Source organism: Chryseobacterium sp. OV279 (assembly GCF_900128945.1).
Taxonomy (GTDB): domain Bacteria; phylum Bacteroidota; class Bacteroidia; order Flavobacteriales; family Weeksellaceae; genus Chryseobacterium.
This window is the reverse complement of the sequence record NZ_FQUD01000006.1, coordinates 219,354-236,268: the sequence shown is the minus strand read 5'-3', so window position 1 is coordinate 236,268 and position 16,915 is coordinate 219,354. Positions and strand designations below refer to the sequence as shown.

Sequence of the window (16,915 nt, the reverse complement as noted above, 5' to 3'; positions counted from 1 at the left end):
TAAATAACAAAAACTCCGCAGATTAATGCGGAGTTTTTTGTTTTAGAAGTTAGAAGCTAGAAGCTAGACATTAGAATTTAGTGATGAAGATAAAACAATAACTCATCAACTTAATGATGATGAACTAGCAACCAGCAACTGACAACCAATTAACCTCCCAATTTTAATTTCTCTTAAACCTGTTGAAATTTTAATACTATCCAAGCCTTAGAATTGTAATTTATTAGCTAAATTTGAGAGAGGTAAGGATTTTTTCATGCTTAAAATGCCTGCCCATCTATATTTTCTTCAGTATTCTATAACTAAAATAACCACCAAAAAATAGTAATTATGGCTAAAAACATAGCAGAGCAGATTGTTGAAATGCTCGAAAATGCCAATGTGAAAAGAATTTATGCAGTAACCGGCGACAGTCTTAATCATCTTAATATTGCCGTTAAAAAAAGCAGCATCGAATGGATCCATGTAAGACATGAAGAAGTAGGTGCCTATGCCGCTGCGGCAGAAGCTGAGCTCGATGGTTTTGCGGTTTGCGCAGGAAGCTGTGGTCCGGGACACGTTCATTTGATCAATGGAGTCTATGAAGCGCACAAATCTCATGTTCCGATGCTGGTTATCGCGTCCACGATTCCAAGTGACGAAATGGGAATGGATTATTTCCAGGAAACCAATACCATAAAGCTGTTTGATGACTGCAGCCATTACAATCAGATGATCACAAGGCCTGAACAGGTACAGAGAACATTGCAGACGGCCATCCAGCATGCCATTTCAAAAAAAGGAGTAGCCGTGATCGGACTTCCGGGAGATGTGTCAGAGCTTGATGCCGAAGAAGGATCTACTTCTACCCAGATATTTAAAACAAACCCGGTGATCAGACCTTCTGATGACGAATTGAAACGTCTGGCAGCTTTGATTAATGAAAGCAAAAAAGTGACGTTGTATTGCGGAATAGGGGCAGGAGAAGCCAATGCTGAGGTGGTGGAGTTGTCACAATTTTTAAAAGCTCCGGTAGGGTATTCTTTCCGTGGAAAAATGGCTATTCAGCCCAATAATCCCAATGAAGTTGGACTTACAGGTCTTCTGGGATTTCCATCCGCTTATCATGCGATGCACGAGGCCGATCTTCTGATCATGTTGGGGACAGATTTTCCGTATCAGAAATTCATGCCGGTAAAAAATAAAATTGTCCAGATCGACGAAAGCCCTGAAAGACTGGGTAGAAGAGCGAAACTTGAACTTGGACTGGCGGGAGATGTCAAAGAAACCATTAAAGCTTTGCTGCCGTTACTTGAAGAAAAAACGGATATCCACTTCCTGAATGAACAGCTGGCATTTTATGAAAAAGTAAAAGAAAGTCAGCTTACCTATGTGAAGGATTCCGGAAAGGAAGATGCTATTCAGCCTGAATATGTAGCGCATACTTTAGACCAGCTGGCTAAAAAAGACGCCATTTTTACGGTAGATACAGGAATGTGCTGTGTCTGGGGAGCCAGATTTATTACAGGAACCGGCGAAAGAAAAATGCTGGGATCTTTCAATCACGGATCTATGGCGAATGCTATGCCGATGGCAATTGGAGCGTCTTTGGCTCATCCGGGCAGAGAAGTAATTGCTTTGTGCGGAGATGGCGGATTGTCTATGCTTCTCGGAGATATGGCAACCATCTTCCAATATAAACTTCCGGTTAAATTAATTGTTTTCAATAATCGTACTCTCGGAATGGTAAAACTGGAAATGGAAGTAGGTGGGATGCCGGATAACGAAACGGATATGATCAATCCGGATTTTGCCATGGTCGCACAGGCGATGGGCTATCCCGGGAAAAACGTTCACAAGCCGGAAGAAGTGGAAGACGCAATAAAAGAATGTCTGGCTTATAACGGACCTTACCTCCTCAATATCTTTACGAATCCGAATGCACTTGCTCTTCCTCCGAAAATAGATTTCGATCAGGTATTAGGCATGACGAAATCTATGGCTCAGCTCATGTTGGGTGGAAAAATGGAAGAAGTTCTGGATACGGTTAAAACGAATTATAAACATATTAAAGGACTGCTGTAATGAGTACCTCCTTAAAAAGATTTTATATTATCGCCTGGGCATTCGGGCTGGTGTTTTACTTTCTGGACTATGTGGTCCGTTCGGCACCAGCAGTGATGATCCCGGAATTGGTCAGCAATTTCAGTACAACGGAACTGAAACTGGTCAGCCTGATCGGAACCTATTACTATACCTATTCCACCTGTAGCCTGATTGCGGGAATAGCTCTGGATAAATTCGGAGGGAAAAGATCTCTTTTTGCCGGAGCTTTAATCCTGGGAATCGGTTGTTTGCTTTTTCTCGCGTCTGCTTATTCCGGCGGTGTAGCGGGAAGATTGCTTCAGGGAGCAGGATGTGCTTTTGCATTTCCGGGATGTGTCTATCTGGCAAGCAAAGGGTTTTCTTCTAAATCTCTGGCAACGGCCGTTGGATTTACACAATGCATCGGAATGCTGGGTGGAACTGCGGGACAATTTGTGGTAGGACCATGGGTTGAGGAAGGTATTAATATCGATACTTTCTGGCTTTGGTCCGGGATTATTACCGTAATTACAGCGTTCTGTCTGTTTCTGGTCATTCCTAGCGAAAAGCAATCTGAGGTACAGTCTGGAGAAGTAGTTAAGAAAATAGGATATTTAGAACCATATAAAATCGTTTTTAAAAATCCACAATCCTGGCTGTGCGGAATTATTTCTGGGCTTCTGTTTGCACCAACCACGATATTTGCCATGACCTGGGGTGTTGCCTTCTTTGAAAAGGACAAAGGCTTCGTATTTCATGATGCCGCGATCACCAGTGCTATGGTGGCCTTTGGTTGGGTATTCGGATGTCCGCTTTTAGGATTTATTACAGATAAAATAGGAAGAAGAAAACCCGTTCTGATGGGCGGAGCAATTCTGATGATTTTAAGCTTTCTGCAGTTGATCTACTTTCCTGAATTGTATCCGGCGAAGATCAGTATGTTTATTTTCGGGCTTGGTTCCGGAGCTGCGATGATTCCGTATTCTATCATTAAAGAAGCCAATCCGGATTATGTAAAAGGAAGTGCTACCGGTGCTATTAATTTTATTACTTTCGGAGTAACGACCTTGGTGAGCCCGCTATTCAGTATGTGGTTTGGGAAAAGCCTGGCAGATTCATCTGGAGAGATGCATTTTCAGTATTCCATATTATTCTGGATCGCAGGAATTGTATTGGCTGTTTTGATTTCATTTATGTTAAAAGAAACGGGAAGTAAGGCACAGGCTGTAAATGCTTAAATATTATTGAACCCTGTCAAGGTTCAAAACCTTGACAGGGATAATGTTAATAAAGTACGCCTGTAATCATCCGGTTACGTGTTTTGTTGTCATCATTGAAACAAAAAGTTCTTATCCGGAACTCTGGTTACATGTAATAATTAATCAACTTCAGGTGAAAGCCTGAAGTTTTTCTTTTTAACAAAGAATTTAAATAATTAACTTTGTATTAATAATCAATGAATACGGATCTATGAAAGCTTTTACATTATTTATAGCACTCCTTGTTGCCAATTTTGCATTGGCCCAGCAGGACGTTGAGGACAGAGATGATAATCCGATCACGGAGATCAATAAAAACTTATTGAAGATAGATATCAGGGAACCTCTTTTACAGGTTGCCGTGAAAAACTGTAATGATTTTAAACCTGCCGCATTTGAAGGCGGTGTCGCGGTTTACAAAGAAACACTGCGAAAATTCATGTATGATTATCTGAATTCAGATTTTTATGTTCTGAACGGAGATTTTACATTTACCCTTACCGTAGATCAGAAGGGAAAAGTTACCAACATTGAAGGAAGCCCTAAAGTATCGAACAGCGCTTACTTTTTTGATGATATGAAATATGTGGTAAGACGGATCAAAAAAAGCTGGGTTCCTGCTTCATGCAACGGACAGCCCGTTTCTTCACAAATCAAACTTAAGATGAGTTTCTCCTCCATTGCCACAGATCTCTAAACTCATTACATGAAAAAATACCTTTTATTGCTGACTTTCCATCATTCAAAATAATTTTCAGATTCAAAGGGTATTAAAATCATTATTCATGATCTTAGCAAAATTAAAAACACATAAATGAACACGATAAAATTTTTATTTTTTTTCCTATTGACCACTATTTCCCAAGTGTTTTATGCACAAATGAATGTTCTAGAAGATTATCCCAAAGGTCAGGACTTTTATGAAGGCGGAGCGGTTGAGTTTTATAAGCAGGCCCATGAATATCTTACCCAGAATAAATTCAAAGAATGTGGTGAAAAAGAAATTTATCAGCCCAGAATTATGATTACAAAAGATGGAGCTGTCAAGAAGGTAAAGGATAATGACACCGCGAATATTGCAAAAAACAAATGTGCCTTTGATCTTTCAATGCAAGTTCTCAAAAACCTGAAGCACTGGAAAACTGCTGATGTAAAAGGAGTGAAGATAGGGGCTATTACAGAATTTATCTTTTATCCTAAAGATCTGATGAGCAACTATAAACAGGGATATAATGCCAATTCTTTTGTAATCCATGCACAGTATCCGGGAGGAAACAAAAAACTGAATTCGGATTTCCATGATAATTTTATGACCCTTTTTGCAGATTATCAAATCAGAGGAGCTTTCAGTTTAGAATTTTATGTAAATGATAAAGGCTATATCACCAATCCCAGAATCTATCCTGAAATAGATAATCAAAATTTTAATATCAACTTTATGAGAACTCTTTCCAGACTTAAAAAAGTTTGGAAACCAGCACTTTATTCTAATATTCCGGTCAAACAGAAAATTGTATATCCTATGGAATTTTCTGTAAATTTTATACAAAGATAGTCCTGCCATTCTGTCACAATATTTTGTATCTTTGCAGACTAATCTGTTTAGGAGTGAAAATTCATGAATCAAGACTGAACTTCACCTCTTAAACATTGAACTTAAATTGATCATTGTGCAGGAAAAATATATAGACGAAACAAAACAGGGAGAAGCTTTTGCCATCGCTGAACGTCCTGAGAATTCTAAAAAGCTCTTTCTGGAAAGCTACGGCTGCCAGATGAATTTTTCTGATTCTGAGATTGTTGCATCTATTCTTAATGAGCAGGGGTACAATACCACGCTGAAAGTAGAAGAAGCAGACCTTATCCTTTTAAATACCTGTTCTATCCGTGAAAAAGCGGAGCAGACCGTAAGAATGCGCCTTGCTCAGTTCAAAAGACTGAAGAAAGAAAAACCAGGCATGACGGTTGGGGTTTTAGGATGTATGGCAGAACGACTGAAAACCAAATTCTTAGAAGAAGAACAGCTGGTAGATCTTGTCGTAGGCCCTGATGCGTACAGAGACCTTCCGAACCTGCTTAAGGAAACGGAAGACGGAAGAGACGCGATCAACGTAATACTTTCCAAAGAAGAAACGTATGCAGATATCAATCCGGTCCGTTTAGGCGGAAACGGCGTTACGGCATTTGTAACCATCACCAGAGGCTGCGATAATATGTGCACGTTCTGTGTGGTTCCGTTTACCAGAGGAAGAGAAAGAAGCCGTGATCCGCACTCTATTATTGAAGAATGTAAAAATCTTTTAGATAACGGATATAAAGAAATTACCCTTTTGGGCCAGAATGTAGATTCTTACTTATGGTACGGAGGAGGTCCAAAGAAAGACTTCGTTAAAGCTTCTGAAATGCAGAAAGCTACGGCTGTTAATTTCGCACAGCTGCTTGATTTAGTGGCTAAAGCCGTTCCGGAAATGAGAGTCCGATTCTCTACTTCCAACCCTCAGGATATGAGTCTGGATGTATTCAGAATGATCGCAAAACACGACAACATCTGTAACTACGTTCACCTTCCTGTACAGAGCGGAAGCAACAATATGCTTCTTGCCATGAACAGACAGCATACCCGTGAGGAATATTTAGATTTAATCAGAAAGGCAAAGGAGATCGTTCCGGATATTGCTTTTTCTCAGGATATGATCATCGGTTTCTGTAATGAAACGGAAGAAGATCACCAGGATACCTTAAGCCTGATGAAGGAAGTGGAATATGACTACGGTTATATGTTCGCCTATTCAGAAAGACCGGGAACGCCTGCGCATAAAAAGATGGAAGATAATATTCCATTTGAAGTGAAGCAGAAACGTCTGAATGAAGTGATTGAACTTCAGCGCGAGTTATCCAGAAAAAGAATGGAGACTTACGTAGGAAGAACACACCAGATTCTGATCGAAGGGACGTCCAGAAAAAATGAAAACCAGTGGAAAGGAAGAAATTCTCAGAACGCGGTTTGTGTATTTGATGTGCTGGAAGGACAGAAAATAGGTGACATTGTGAACGTTTTTGTCTATGACAATACACAGGGCACACTTTTAGGGAGAACAGCAGAATAATTTGAGATCTTGATCAAAGCGGTTTGTTTTTTTGCATTATTTTCTTTTGTGCTGATGTCATGTCAGACGGAAAAAAGCATGAGCAAATATCCTTTAACCGTTGGAGATATTGAATTTGATGAAAAACTGGATGATCCTGCATTTAAAAGATGCACCACGGAAAAGCTGGTCAATCTTCAGTATTATCAGGGATCAAAAGAGTTTGACTATAAAGGAGAGAAAATCGCCATTACAGAAAAACTGGAAAAAGAAAAAATATCTTCCGAAACTAAAATGAACGGGTATATTACCGTAAGATTTTTAGTAAATTGTGAAGGAAAAACAGGACTGTTCAGAGTTCAGCAAATGAATGCAGAACTTAAAGAAACAGTTTTAGATAAAGAACTGGGAGACCGTTTGCTGAGGTTTACAAAATCTCTGGACGGCTGGATCCCGAAAGAGATAAAAGGTTTTAAAGTAGGCTATTATCAGTATTTAACCTATAAAATTGAAAATGGAAAAGTTTCAGAGGTATTACCTTAGCTTTTTGATGCTTATCGTTTACACCAATACTATTGCGCAGGTCAACTGTAACGCAGTAGAGGGTGAGAACTGCAAAAAAGCTTGTGAGTTATACAACTGGGCTTCGGACAGACAGGGCAGCAGGGAATCTCAGGAAGCTTTTGATAAAGCCATCGGATTGTGCCCCGATTTCTCCAATTCCTATATGGAAAAAGCCGTTCCATATCTTAAGAATGGAGATTTTGTAACCTGGAAAGTCCTTATTGATAAAGCGGTTGCCGTAGATCCTAAGATGCATCTGGGCTACAGAGGCTGGTGTAAATTACAGTTTCTGCGCGATTACAACGGAGCTGTTCTGGATTTAGAAGCATTAAAAAAATACTATCCTGAAGACTTAGGAAGATCTTTAAACGGAGATTATCACCTGGAAGTGGTGAAAGCCATGGCTTACAGTGCTTTGGGGCAGAAAGAAAAAGCCGCAGCCATCATTGAAAAAGCTTTATTGTCAAAAGGTTATTTCAAAGGCATGTATGACCATTACCAGCTGGGAGTGACCTATTTCGAGCTGGGCAGATACGACAAAGCTTCAGAAAATTTTGAAAAACAGAGCAAAGAATACGACTTTGCGGAGAATATATATTTTAAAAGTAAAGTTTCTAAGATCAGAAACAAAGATTATTTGGATTTAAAAACCTTAGCATTAAGGACTTATGATGAAGGCAAGACCATGAAAGATGTCTACACTCATCACTTTAACAAAGTCTACAGGAAACAGATTGAGGCCCTGTAGATTATTATTAAATCAATAATCAAAAATTTACTTATGAGCAACGACTTACAAAACATAAAAAACCGCTTTGGAATCATCGGAAACTTTCCTGCACTGAACAGGGCTCTGGAAAAATCAATTCAGGTGGCACCTACAGATATTTCCGTTCTGGTCATCGGAGAAAGTGGAGTAGGGAAAGAATTTATCCCGAAAATCATCCATTCAGAATCCAAAAGAAAACATCAGCCTTATATCGTCGTCAACTGTGGAGCGATTCCGGAAGGAACGATAGATTCTGAGCTTTTCGGGCACGAAAAAGGTGCATTTACCGGAGCTACAGCGACCAGAAAAGGTTATTTTGAAGTGGCAGACGGTGGAACTATATTCTTAGATGAGGTGGGAGAACTTCCTCTTCAGACCCAGGTTCGTCTTTTAAGAGTTCTGGAAAGTGGTGAATTTATGAAAGTGGGTTCTTCACAGGTACAGAAAACCAATGTGAGAATTGTGGCGGCTACGAACGTCAATATGATGAAGGCCATTCACGACGGAAGATTCCGTGAGGATTTATTCTACCGTTTAAATACCGTTCAGATCGATATGCCTCCTTTGAGAGAAAGAAAGGGAGATATTCACCTGTTATTCAGGAAGTTTTCTATAGATTTTGCAGAAAAATACAGAATGCCGGAACTGCAGCTTGAGCCTAGTGCTGTTCATTATATTGAAAATTATACGTTCCCGGGAAACATCCGTCAGTTAAGAAATCTGGTAGAGCAGATGACCGTGGTGGAAAGAAACCGCGAAATAACAGTGGAGAAACTCGCTGAATATATTCCTATGGAAACTCATCTTCCGATGGTGGTCAATACTCAGAACTCCCAGAAGCAGAGTGATTTCGGAAGCGAAAGAGAAATCATGTATAAAATTCTCTTCGATATGAGAAGTGATATTAATGATTTAAAATCGCTAACTTCAGAACTGATCAAAAACAAAGGAACCGCTGATCTGAGCAACCAGGAAAAAAACCTGATCAACAGGATTTATTCTGCAGAACAGAACCAGCCTGTAGCACAGAATTCACTGCTCTATTTCGAAGATAAATCGCCGGTGGTACAGACTTCGCCAACCATTATTTCAAATGCTGATGACAGCTACGAAGATATTGAAGATATAGAAATAGAAGAGAACAGACCGGAATCTTTATCGCTTCAGAATAATGAAAAAGATTTAATTATCAAAGCGTTAGAGAAGCATAAAGGGCGTAGAAACAGAGCTGCGGACGAGCTTGGTATTTCACAGAGAACATTATACAGAAAAATAAAACAATATAACTTAGAAGACTAATACACAGGAATGAAGAATTTAGAAGTAAAAGATTATGATTTTAATATCGGGAAATATGTATCCCGGGGAACAGATCTGTTCAAAAAAGATATTGGTGGCTTCATTGTAGCTACGCTGCTCCTGTTTGTCATAAGCTTTATCCCTTTCTGTGGGATTCTTGGACTGGGTAACTTCTATAAGATCTGCAAAAAAGTAGATGAAGGTCAGCAGGTTTCGGCAGGAGATATTTTCGACTTTACGGATTTCGTAGTGTATCTGAAATTGTTTCTGCTTATTTTCGCGATATGTATTGTGGCCATGATTCCGATACAATTTATACTAGTCCCGTTTTTGATTGCTGCCGATAATGAAGGTGGACAGGTATCAGATACCGGTGCAGCCTTACTGGCAGGTGGAATGGGATTGTGGATGATGCTGATTATGATATTTTTCGTAATTCTTTCTATATCCATGTATTTTATACAGCCTTTGATCTCGCTGTACAGAATCACAAGCGTAAGAGAGGCGTACAGACTTTCCTGGAAAATTGCCAAGAAAAACTTTTTTATGATCCTTTTGTTCTCAATTGTAGTAGGCTTTATATCCCAGCTTGGAATCATCGCATGCGGAATAGGAATCCTGTTTTCTATACCTTTGGGAATCTGCATTAAGTATGCTGCTTATAAAGATGTTTTGGAGTCTTTAAATCAAAAAATGGTATGAGTAAATTAAAAATAATATTCGGGTTTGTCATTCTTTCGCTGTTTCATCAGTGTTACTCATTTACAGGATCTTCACTGACGGATGAAAAGACCGTTCAGATCAATGAATTTCCCAATAATGCAGCCCTTGTGAACCCCACACTTTCCCAGCAGTTTTCTACGGATATCCAAAACAGATTCCTGCAGAGAACTACTTTGAAAGGAACAAAATCAAATCCTGATATTTTGATAGAAGGTGAAATTTCCGACTACGGATTCTCACCTACTACAATCAGCTCCAATACCACGCAGAACCCTTCTGGCGGTATAGTACAGCAGGCACAGAGCAAACTGACGATCAGTGTAAAAGTACACTATGAAAACAAAATACATCCAGATTCCAGTTTCGACAGGACCTATACGGATGAAGCGGTTTTCAACAGTGACCTGACGCAGAGTCAGATAGAGGCTTCCCAGGTGAAGCTGGTGACAGACAGAATTATTAACAAGATATTTAACGATATTGTAGCCAATTGGTAAGATGAATCCCAGAGTTTTAGAATTATTAAAGAACCCCAAAAATATTCAGTCAGAAGATCTCGGTCTTTTGAAAGAAGAAATCTATGCTTTTCCTTATGTTCAGAACATCAGGGCACTTCATTTGTTTGGGGTACACCTTTATGATAAAGAAAACTATCAGAAAGAACTTTCTACAACGGCGGCCTATACCACCGATAAAAAACTTCTTTATCAGCTGATCAACGGGAAGATCCAGCGTGAACCGAAACCAGAAACGGCAGAAGAAAAACAGCCTTCCAAAACCACAGAAAAGGCCGTGAAATATTCCTATAAAGACAAAGCTTTTCCTATAAAAAGAGAAGAGCCTTCCGATAAAAAGCAGGATCAGTATGAGGCAGTGGCCTCTATGATACCGCCTGTTCAGGAGATCAAACATATCCATGTGAATGGGGAGAGAAACAGAATTCTTTTTGAAGGAGAAGAAAACTTCCTGGAAGAAACCCATTCCGAAGTCATAGATCTTGAATCCACACTGGAATCAGGGGTAATCGTGACTCAAAAAACAGAACCTGTTACAGAAAATCTTAAGGAAGAACCTGTACAGGAAGTAGAAGCAGAAAATAATGAGCCGTCAGAAGATTCAGAAGCCGGAGTAGAATTCACGCCTGAATTGATTATTGATGAAGATCAAATCGATGAACCTGCTGAAGAACAGGAAGTCGATAATGAGGAAGAAGTAAGTTTCCATGAAGTAGAAGCAATAATGCCGGAAACGGCAGTTACTGAGGAGGAAGAACAGAAAGAAACTATTGAAGAACCTTTAGCCATTGAAGCAGAGCATGACTCTGAAATCATTGATGAAGTTGAAAATATAGAGGAACCGCATGCGGAAATCAGTTTCCACGGAATGGATGAATTCCTGCCGGACGTTAAAATCCAGGCAAACAGTGATGATGAAGCGGTAGCTCCGGAAGTCTCTAAACCGAATGTGAATAAGCATGAGGAAGAAATGAGACGCCTGATCGAAGAGGTAGAAAAGAAAATGAAAGAAGCTCAGTCAGCTCCAAAGGTTGACAATGAGGAACCTGAAACTGCCGACCACGAGATCAGTTTTGCCGAGACCCAGAATTTCCACTTCTGGTCCACTGAAAAAGAAGAACCGAAAACGACTGAGGAATCTGCTCCTGAAAAAGAAGAAGAGACCAAAGAACAGCCTATACAAAACGAAGAGCCGGAAGTAACAGTAGAAAAACCGGAAGAACAGAAGATCGTCGCTCAGGAAGTCTCCGCATGGAAACCGATGAGCCTGGAATCTAATGTACCGGATTCTATGATTTCCAAAGAACAAACAGTTCCCGCTCCCAAAACTGAAGCTCCAAAACAAGAAGAAATCACTGCTGTAGAAGAGAAGCCGGAAGAAGTTCCTGCAGAAACAGTTGAAGTGCCTCAAAAAGAAGCTGAAACAGTTTCAGAAGAGCAAGTTGCACCTGCTGCAGAAGAAACGCCTGAAACGACAGAAGAACAGCATACAGATGGTAAAGCCTCTGAAGAAGTTACTGAAACAAAAACACCTAAAGGAGAAGAAGCTCCCGTGATGAATGTTTCTTTCTTCGGTTCAGATATCTCAAGTTTATCCGTAGAAAAAAGAGAAAAAGAAAACATACAGGCAGAAGAGTCTGTTCAGGAAGTTAAAGCTCAAAGTACTGCACAGACGCCATCTGACAGCAATGTTCCCGGTTTTATCAATACATGGCAGAGCTGGCTTAAAATAGACAGACCGGCAGAAGAAGAGGTTGTTGCACAGAAAGAAGAGGTAGAAGAAGAAGAAATAATCCCTATTCAGGAAAAGGTTATTGAAGCCTTTATCGAAAACAATCCTAAGATCAGTCAGTTAAGAGACGAAAGCACCTATGTTGTCAGAGAAAAGAACGATGATATTTCTCACCTGATGACAGAAACACTGGCCAATCTGTATCTGGAACAAAAACTATATTCAAAAGCGATTAAAGCCTTTGGGATTTTAAAGAAAAAATATCCTGAAAGAGTTGCTTATTTCAACAGCAGAATCGAAGAGGTGAATATCATCAAAAGCGGAAAATAAATGATTGCACGTTTAGTCTGTATTTTTTTGCTTGCTTGTTTCTCCTTTGCTTCGGGACAGGTAAATCCGGGTGAAGTATTTCCTGTAGCTACTTTGACTCATGAGTTTACACTTCCTGCAAAGAACCTTAAGGAAGAAACCGTGATCACAAGACTCCTTGAAATTCCAAGGGCAGCACTGTTTAAAAATAAAGACTGGAAAGAATCATCATCTTCTTTTACTTCATTTGAAAAAATAGAATCTGTAGTCATTTTTCAAAAAATAAATAAAACAAAAGACAGGAATTATAATTTCTCCTGCGCAGCTACCATACATTATGTGAAAGGAGAGTTTCAGGTAGAACTGATTACCCATAATTTCGAAAAATTTCTTGAATCAGACGGAAAACCCAATTCTTTCTATGATGTTAAGTATCTTGAGTATTATCAGGCCATGTCACAGGAATTTAAGTCCTTGGTGACCAAATACCTTTCAGGAAACACCACTGCTGCCGAAAATAGAGATATTCAGCTGAATAAAGCAGCTAACCTTACATCGTCCGGAAATAATGAAGATGCTTTAAAAATCAATAACAAAATTCTTGCATCAGATCCTCAAAACAGCCTGGCTCTTTTTAACAAAGCTCAACTTCTTTTTGCTAAGAAAAAATATGCAGAGACTCTGAATGTTCTCAACTTAGCGGAGAAGAATACAGAATTGGATGATTTTGAGATATTGACCTATAAAAATATTAAAATTCAGTCCTTTATGGCGACCGGGCAGAATGAAAAAGCCCTTGAGGAAACCCATAAAACAGTACAACTCACAGCTGGAACAGATCCCGAAAAAGCTTTTGAAACCATTGAGGATGATAATGGAAAAGAGACACTTGCTCCTACAGACAGGACAAAATTACTGTTGCTAAGTGTGTTCTATTATGAGGAGCTTAAAAAAAATAAAGAAGCTGTAGAAAGTCTGAAAAAATTTGAGGCCCTTATTCCCAACAATGATATCGGTCTTTTAACAAAAGTATTTAAATTCTACTGCCTTTTGAAATCCAAAGAAAATATAGAAAGAGTCCGTTCAATCATTCTCAAAGATAGTCCCAAAGCGAATCTTCCGTGTAAGGATTAAAGCGGTTCCACATTCTTTTTCCGGAATTTCCGCCATATTTTCCGGCCGAAAACAACGATCAGAATAATCAGAATAACAGCAAACAAAGCCGCAATCACCGGTGCAGCCATCGCCAGTACAGACATGATGCCCGCTCCGGCTGTTTCAGCAGTTCCCACCACCGAATTCCCCAAACCACCTGTTGTGGCGGTAGAAGCCGCCCGTATCCCCGCAAAACCCGAACTTATCGTAGCTGCAGTTCCTCCCCCGGCAATCAGTGCAAGGCCCCACTGTGGAAAAGTTCCCAGATCCGCAAACTGACTGGCAAATAAAACAGAACCTGCTACAGTAGCCAGAGGAACAGAGATCGTGTCCAGCAAATGATCGACAAAAGGAATATAATACGTTAATATTTCAGCAATAGTGGCAATACCAGTCGTAATAAGCGCAGGAAGCCCGGAAAGCCATTCAAAATGCTCATTCATCGGGATCCAGTGGAAATAAGAAGCAAGGCTCACCGCAAACATCGGCAGAAAAACTCTGAAGCCGGTTGCCGCCGCCAGTCCGATACCGATAAAGGCACTCAGGACGTAAGAAAGGTAGGGAATATGATCTAACATTTTAATTTTCAGATTTATTGTTTTCCCTAAAATTACAAAAACTATACAAGTTTTTACAAAAATTTAAACCTCTATCATTTTTTTAATACACAAATACCCGAATTCCTTTATGAAATTTCGTGCATCGCGACAGAAAAAAGGGCCGATATATTTTGGAGAAGGAACATTTATTTCCCCCTTCCCATCTGTGAAAATCTGTGTAATCCGTGGTGAAAAAATAAAAAAACATTAAGCAAAAACAAGTCTCAGTTTTCAGTTTTCCTCAGTGAAATCTGTATAATCAGTGGGAAAAATAAAAAGCCTCACATTTTACGCATTATTTCATTGGTAAACTGTTACACTGCTCCATTGTTACATTGTCAAGACCTCTTCTGCATCTGGCACAGCTTAATAAACTGCTCCTCCACATCCTGAAACTTATCCGGCATTTCAGGCGAAACCCAAAACATCATCGCCAGTGTTTTTTCTCCGAAAGCCTCTTTAAATAAATCCTTATTCAGTCGGTAGCATTCTCTTAAAAGCCTTTTGACACGATTTCTGTGCACCGCTTTCTTAAAATATCTTTTAGAAACAGAAACTCCAAATTTATGGCTGTCTACCTGCAGGTTAGGTTTATCTTTCAGAATGATGATCCTTAGGTTTCCACAGGTCCTCCATTTACCTTTGTCAAAAAGTAAAGCAATCTCAGTGTTTTTCTTGAGTTTTTCTTCTCTGGAGTAGGTGTAGTTCATTAATCCTGTTTCACTAAATAATTAATCACTTCAGCGGCTGCATACAGTCCGAAGATGGCAGGAATATAGCTGATAGTGCCGTAGAAAGACCTTTTGTAGTTGGCCCCGTCTGTTAGCTTCAGACTTTCCTCCTGTTGAAGTTCATTGGAGAAAACACATCTGAAACCTTTATTGATATTTTCTTTTTTAAGTCTTTTTCTGATTTGTCTGGCAAGGAAACAGTTCTGCGTTTTGCTGATGTCTCTTACCATGACCTTGCTTGGATCTGTTTTTCCGCCGGCTCCCATAGAGCTCACCAGTTTTATTTTTCTTCTTTTGGCGGCTTTAATTAAAGACAGTTTTGGCGTAATGCTGTCAATACAGTCTAAAATATAATTAAACTTATCAGAATCTAGCACTTCGTCCATTCTTTCCGGATTCAGGAATTCATTGATTTTAATTAATTTAAGATCCGGATTGATGTCCAATAGCCTTTCTGCCACCACTTCTACCTTATGCTGTCCTACCGTCGAGCGCAATGCCGGAAGCTGTCTGTTGATGTTCGTGATGTCTACCGTATCGCCATCTACAATCGTCATATGTCCCACACCTGCTCTGGCCAAAAATTCTGCCGCGAAAGAACCTACGCCTCCTAAACCTATAACCAGGACATTGGCCTTATTAAGCTTTTCCAGTCCTTCTTCTTTCATCAGGAGCTCCGTTCTCTCCAGCCAGTACTTATCCATTCTTTATCGTGTCTAAATTTTCTAAAATCTGTTCGTTCAGTTGTTCCAAAGAAATCCCCTTTAACTCCGAAACTTTTGAATACAATTCTTCAATATTAAAGCATTCATTATCAGTTTCTAAAAACATTTTGTCCAGGGGAGTATTCCTTACAATTTCCTGCAAAGATAAATGATACAAAACAGCTTTTCCAAAACTCAAATAAAAATTATTTTTCAGCAGGTCCTCCGCAATGCGTTCCTTTTTGTTAAAACCATGAATAATAACGGCCTGTTTAGCTTTCTTTTTAAAAGAAATCACCTCGTAAAATTTTCTTACACAGTGAATAATCAGTGGTTTTTTGATCTCGTTGGAAATAAGGATTTGTCTTAAAAAAATCTGTTCCTGGATCTTTTGTGGAATCTGAACCATGGAGTCGAGTCCACATTCTCCGATGGCCAGGCAGTTTTCAGTGATATTTGATTCCAGCCAGCTGAACTGGTCCTCCACAGAATCTACGGTGATGTCTTTAGGATGTATGCCTATAGAATAAGGAGATTCCGGGGGAACCGTACCGAAGTCTATATTGTAAATCCCATAGACTGTATTCTTCTTATGGTGGTGAAAATCAAAAAAATCCATTAACAAAAGTACGATTATTCAGAAAATTAATTTAAAATTATTAAACGAACGTTTATAATTGTGTTAAAAATTTCTTAACTTTACTCAAAGTGCACTTCATGAGAAAAAAATTTACGGAAAAACAGATCCATATCCTGGACATTGCAGAGGAACTTATTGCCAAAAAAGGGTATGAGGGAACTTCTGTAAGAGATATCTGTTCCAAGGCCAATATCAATGTGGCCATGATTTCCTACTACTTTGGTTCCAAAGAAAAAATGATGTCTTACCTCTATCAGTACCGGGTACTCAAGACCAGAGAGAACTTTTCAGAATTTGCAGATACCATCAAGGACGGCAAGCCTGAAATGCAGCTGAGAGAGATCATCAAATATATTGTTTCCCAATTATTCAAATACAATTATTTCCACGGATTCGTTACCCAGGAACTCAGACATACCGAAAACTTAAAAGACGAGTTGCTGGACTTCTATCAGCTGTTTGTAAAAAAGCTGGACGATGTCATTAAAAAAGGGGTGGCTTCAGGCGTATTTACCTTTACTCCCAAACCTGAAGATATCCTTACAATGATCATTGGTTCTACTTTATTTGTCATCCGTAATAAAAACTTCTACGAGCTGTATGTGCCGAGTAAAAATGAGGAAGCTTATACAAAAGAAGCGGAGAAAAAAGTAAGAATGAATCTTTTACTCAGTGTTTTTGCGATTTTGGGATACGCTGCAGACTAAATTTACGTTAAATATTCATAAAAAAAAATCTATTGACAAAAAAGTTATATTTTTGCAAA

17 protein-coding genes are annotated in these 16,915 nt (G+C 39.3%); 13 read left to right on the top strand and 4 right to left on the bottom strand.

Features of this window, described 5'->3' with window-relative positions; translation table 11 throughout:
• The first annotated feature begins 330 nt into the window (after positions 1–330).
• The 12 genes from BUA72_RS23705 (at position 331) to BUA72_RS23650 (ending at position 13,454) form a co-directional block, all read left to right on the top strand.
• Positions 331–2,064, top strand: a complete 1,734-nt coding sequence (locus BUA72_RS23705) for a thiamine pyrophosphate-dependent enzyme (RefSeq protein WP_072925741.1) — start codon at positions 331–333, stop codon at positions 2,062–2,064.
• A complete protein-coding gene (locus BUA72_RS23700) occupies positions 2,064–3,302 on the top strand; it encodes an MFS transporter (protein WP_072925739.1) in 1,239 nt (412 codons plus the stop codon). Before BUA72_RS23705 ends, BUA72_RS23700 begins: the two co-directional genes overlap by 1 nt.
• 232 nt (positions 3,303–3,534) lie before the next feature.
• Positions 3,535–4,020: a hypothetical protein gene (locus tag BUA72_RS23695; RefSeq protein ID WP_072925736.1), complete on the top strand. Its 486-nt coding sequence runs from the start codon at positions 3,535–3,537 to the stop codon at positions 4,018–4,020.
• Between the two features lie 117 nt (positions 4,021–4,137).
• A complete protein-coding gene (locus BUA72_RS23690) occupies positions 4,138–4,878 on the top strand; it encodes a hypothetical protein (protein ID WP_139259673.1) in 741 nt (246 codons plus the stop codon).
• A gap of 115 nt (positions 4,879–4,993) precedes the next feature.
• Positions 4,994–6,430: a tRNA (N6-isopentenyl adenosine(37)-C2)-methylthiotransferase MiaB gene (gene miaB / locus BUA72_RS23685; RefSeq protein ID WP_072925819.1), complete on the top strand. Its 1,437-nt coding sequence runs from the start codon at positions 4,994–4,996 to the stop codon at positions 6,428–6,430.
• A 78-nt stretch (positions 6,431–6,508) separates the two neighbouring features.
• Positions 6,509–6,952 carry a hypothetical protein gene (locus BUA72_RS23680; RefSeq protein WP_139259672.1) on the top strand — a complete coding sequence of 148 codons (444 nt, stop codon included), beginning with the start codon at positions 6,509–6,511 and terminating at the stop codon, positions 6,950–6,952.
• The gene (locus tag BUA72_RS23675) at positions 6,924–7,721 is read left to right on the top strand and encodes a tetratricopeptide repeat protein (RefSeq protein ID WP_072925728.1); all 798 of its coding nucleotides are present in this window, start codon (positions 6,924–6,926) and stop codon (positions 7,719–7,721) included. Before BUA72_RS23680 ends, BUA72_RS23675 begins: the two co-directional genes overlap by 29 nt.
• A gap of 33 nt (positions 7,722–7,754) precedes the next feature.
• Positions 7,755–9,041, top strand: coding sequence for a sigma-54 interaction domain-containing protein (locus tag BUA72_RS23670; protein WP_047452782.1), 1,287 nt, complete (start codon positions 7,755–7,757; stop codon positions 9,039–9,041).
• A 9-nt stretch (positions 9,042–9,050) separates the two neighbouring features.
• The gene (locus tag BUA72_RS23665; protein WP_072925726.1) at positions 9,051–9,743 is read left to right on the top strand and encodes a DUF4013 domain-containing protein; all 693 of its coding nucleotides are present in this window, start codon (positions 9,051–9,053) and stop codon (positions 9,741–9,743) included.
• The gene (gene lptE / locus BUA72_RS23660; protein ID WP_034726863.1) at positions 9,740–10,261 is read left to right on the top strand and encodes an LPS assembly lipoprotein LptE; all 522 of its coding nucleotides are present in this window, start codon (positions 9,740–9,742) and stop codon (positions 10,259–10,261) included. Before BUA72_RS23665 ends, lptE begins: the two co-directional genes overlap by 4 nt.
• 1 nt (position 10,262) lies before the next feature.
• Complete coding sequence (locus BUA72_RS23655) at positions 10,263–12,341, top strand: hypothetical protein (protein WP_072925723.1); 2,079 nt, start codon at positions 10,263–10,265, stop codon at positions 12,339–12,341.
• A complete protein-coding gene (locus BUA72_RS23650) occupies positions 12,342–13,454 on the top strand; it encodes a tetratricopeptide repeat protein (protein ID WP_072925720.1) in 1,113 nt (370 codons plus the stop codon).
• On the opposite strand, the gene BUA72_RS23645 is transcribed toward BUA72_RS23650, so the two are convergent.
• The 4 genes from BUA72_RS23645 to BUA72_RS23630 form a co-directional block, all read right to left on the bottom strand.
• Positions 13,451–14,053, bottom strand: a complete 603-nt coding sequence (locus BUA72_RS23645; RefSeq protein ID WP_047452778.1) for a DUF4126 domain-containing protein — start codon at positions 14,051–14,053, stop codon at positions 13,451–13,453. The genes BUA72_RS23650 and BUA72_RS23645 overlap by 4 nt on opposite strands.
• A 359-nt stretch (positions 14,054–14,412) precedes the next feature.
• A complete protein-coding gene (rnpA, locus tag BUA72_RS23640; protein WP_072925717.1) occupies positions 14,413–14,784 on the bottom strand; it encodes a ribonuclease P protein component in 372 nt (123 codons plus the stop codon).
• The gene (locus BUA72_RS23635; protein WP_047452776.1) at positions 14,784–15,509 is read right to left on the bottom strand and encodes a tRNA threonylcarbamoyladenosine dehydratase; all 726 of its coding nucleotides are present in this window, start codon (positions 15,507–15,509) and stop codon (positions 14,784–14,786) included. Before BUA72_RS23635 ends, rnpA begins: the two co-directional genes overlap by 1 nt.
• Entirely contained in the window at positions 15,502–16,128 is a 627-nt protein-coding gene (locus tag BUA72_RS23630) for a TatD family hydrolase (RefSeq protein ID WP_072925715.1), read from the bottom strand. The genes BUA72_RS23635 and BUA72_RS23630 overlap by 8 nt, the downstream gene beginning before the upstream one ends.
• A 98-nt stretch (positions 16,129–16,226) precedes the next feature.
• On the opposite strand from BUA72_RS23630, the gene BUA72_RS23625 reads away from it, so the two are divergent.
• Entirely contained in the window at positions 16,227–16,856 is a 630-nt protein-coding gene (locus tag BUA72_RS23625) for a TetR/AcrR family transcriptional regulator (protein WP_034726870.1), read from the top strand.
• Positions 16,857–16,915: the final 59 nt, after the last annotated feature.

Coding starts and splice junctions, on each gene's coding strand:
- BUA72_RS23625 (WP_034726870.1), top strand. CDS start 16,227: ATGAGAAAAAAATTTACGGAAAAACAGATCCATATCCTGGACATTGCA.
- BUA72_RS23690 (WP_139259673.1), top strand. CDS start 4,138: ATGAACACGATAAAATTTTTATTTTTTTTCCTATTGACCACTATTTCC.
- BUA72_RS23675 (WP_072925728.1), top strand. CDS start 6,924: ATGGAAAAGTTTCAGAGGTATTACCTTAGCTTTTTGATGCTTATCGTT.
- BUA72_RS23635 (WP_047452776.1), bottom strand. CDS start 15,509: ATGGATAAGTACTGGCTGGAGAGAACGGAGCTCCTGATGAAAGAAGAA.
- BUA72_RS23655 (WP_072925723.1), top strand. CDS start 10,263: ATGAATCCCAGAGTTTTAGAATTATTAAAGAACCCCAAAAATATTCAG.
- BUA72_RS23705 (WP_072925741.1), top strand. CDS start 331: ATGGCTAAAAACATAGCAGAGCAGATTGTTGAAATGCTCGAAAATGCC.
- BUA72_RS23645 (WP_047452778.1), bottom strand. CDS start 14,053: ATGTTAGATCATATTCCCTACCTTTCTTACGTCCTGAGTGCCTTTATC.
- BUA72_RS23650 (WP_072925720.1), top strand. CDS start 12,342: ATGATTGCACGTTTAGTCTGTATTTTTTTGCTTGCTTGTTTCTCCTTT.
- BUA72_RS23700 (WP_072925739.1), top strand. CDS start 2,064: ATGAGTACCTCCTTAAAAAGATTTTATATTATCGCCTGGGCATTCGGG.
- lptE (WP_034726863.1), top strand. CDS start 9,740: ATGAGTAAATTAAAAATAATATTCGGGTTTGTCATTCTTTCGCTGTTT.
- BUA72_RS23695 (WP_072925736.1), top strand. CDS start 3,535: ATGAAAGCTTTTACATTATTTATAGCACTCCTTGTTGCCAATTTTGCA.
- rnpA (WP_072925717.1), bottom strand. CDS start 14,784: ATGAACTACACCTACTCCAGAGAAGAAAAACTCAAGAAAAACACTGAG.
- BUA72_RS23630 (WP_072925715.1), bottom strand. CDS start 16,128: ATGGATTTTTTTGATTTTCACCACCATAAGAAGAATACAGTCTATGGG.
- BUA72_RS23665 (WP_072925726.1), top strand. CDS start 9,051: ATGAAGAATTTAGAAGTAAAAGATTATGATTTTAATATCGGGAAATAT.
- BUA72_RS23670 (WP_047452782.1), top strand. CDS start 7,755: ATGAGCAACGACTTACAAAACATAAAAAACCGCTTTGGAATCATCGGA.
- BUA72_RS23680 (WP_139259672.1), top strand. CDS start 6,509: ATGAGCAAATATCCTTTAACCGTTGGAGATATTGAATTTGATGAAAAA.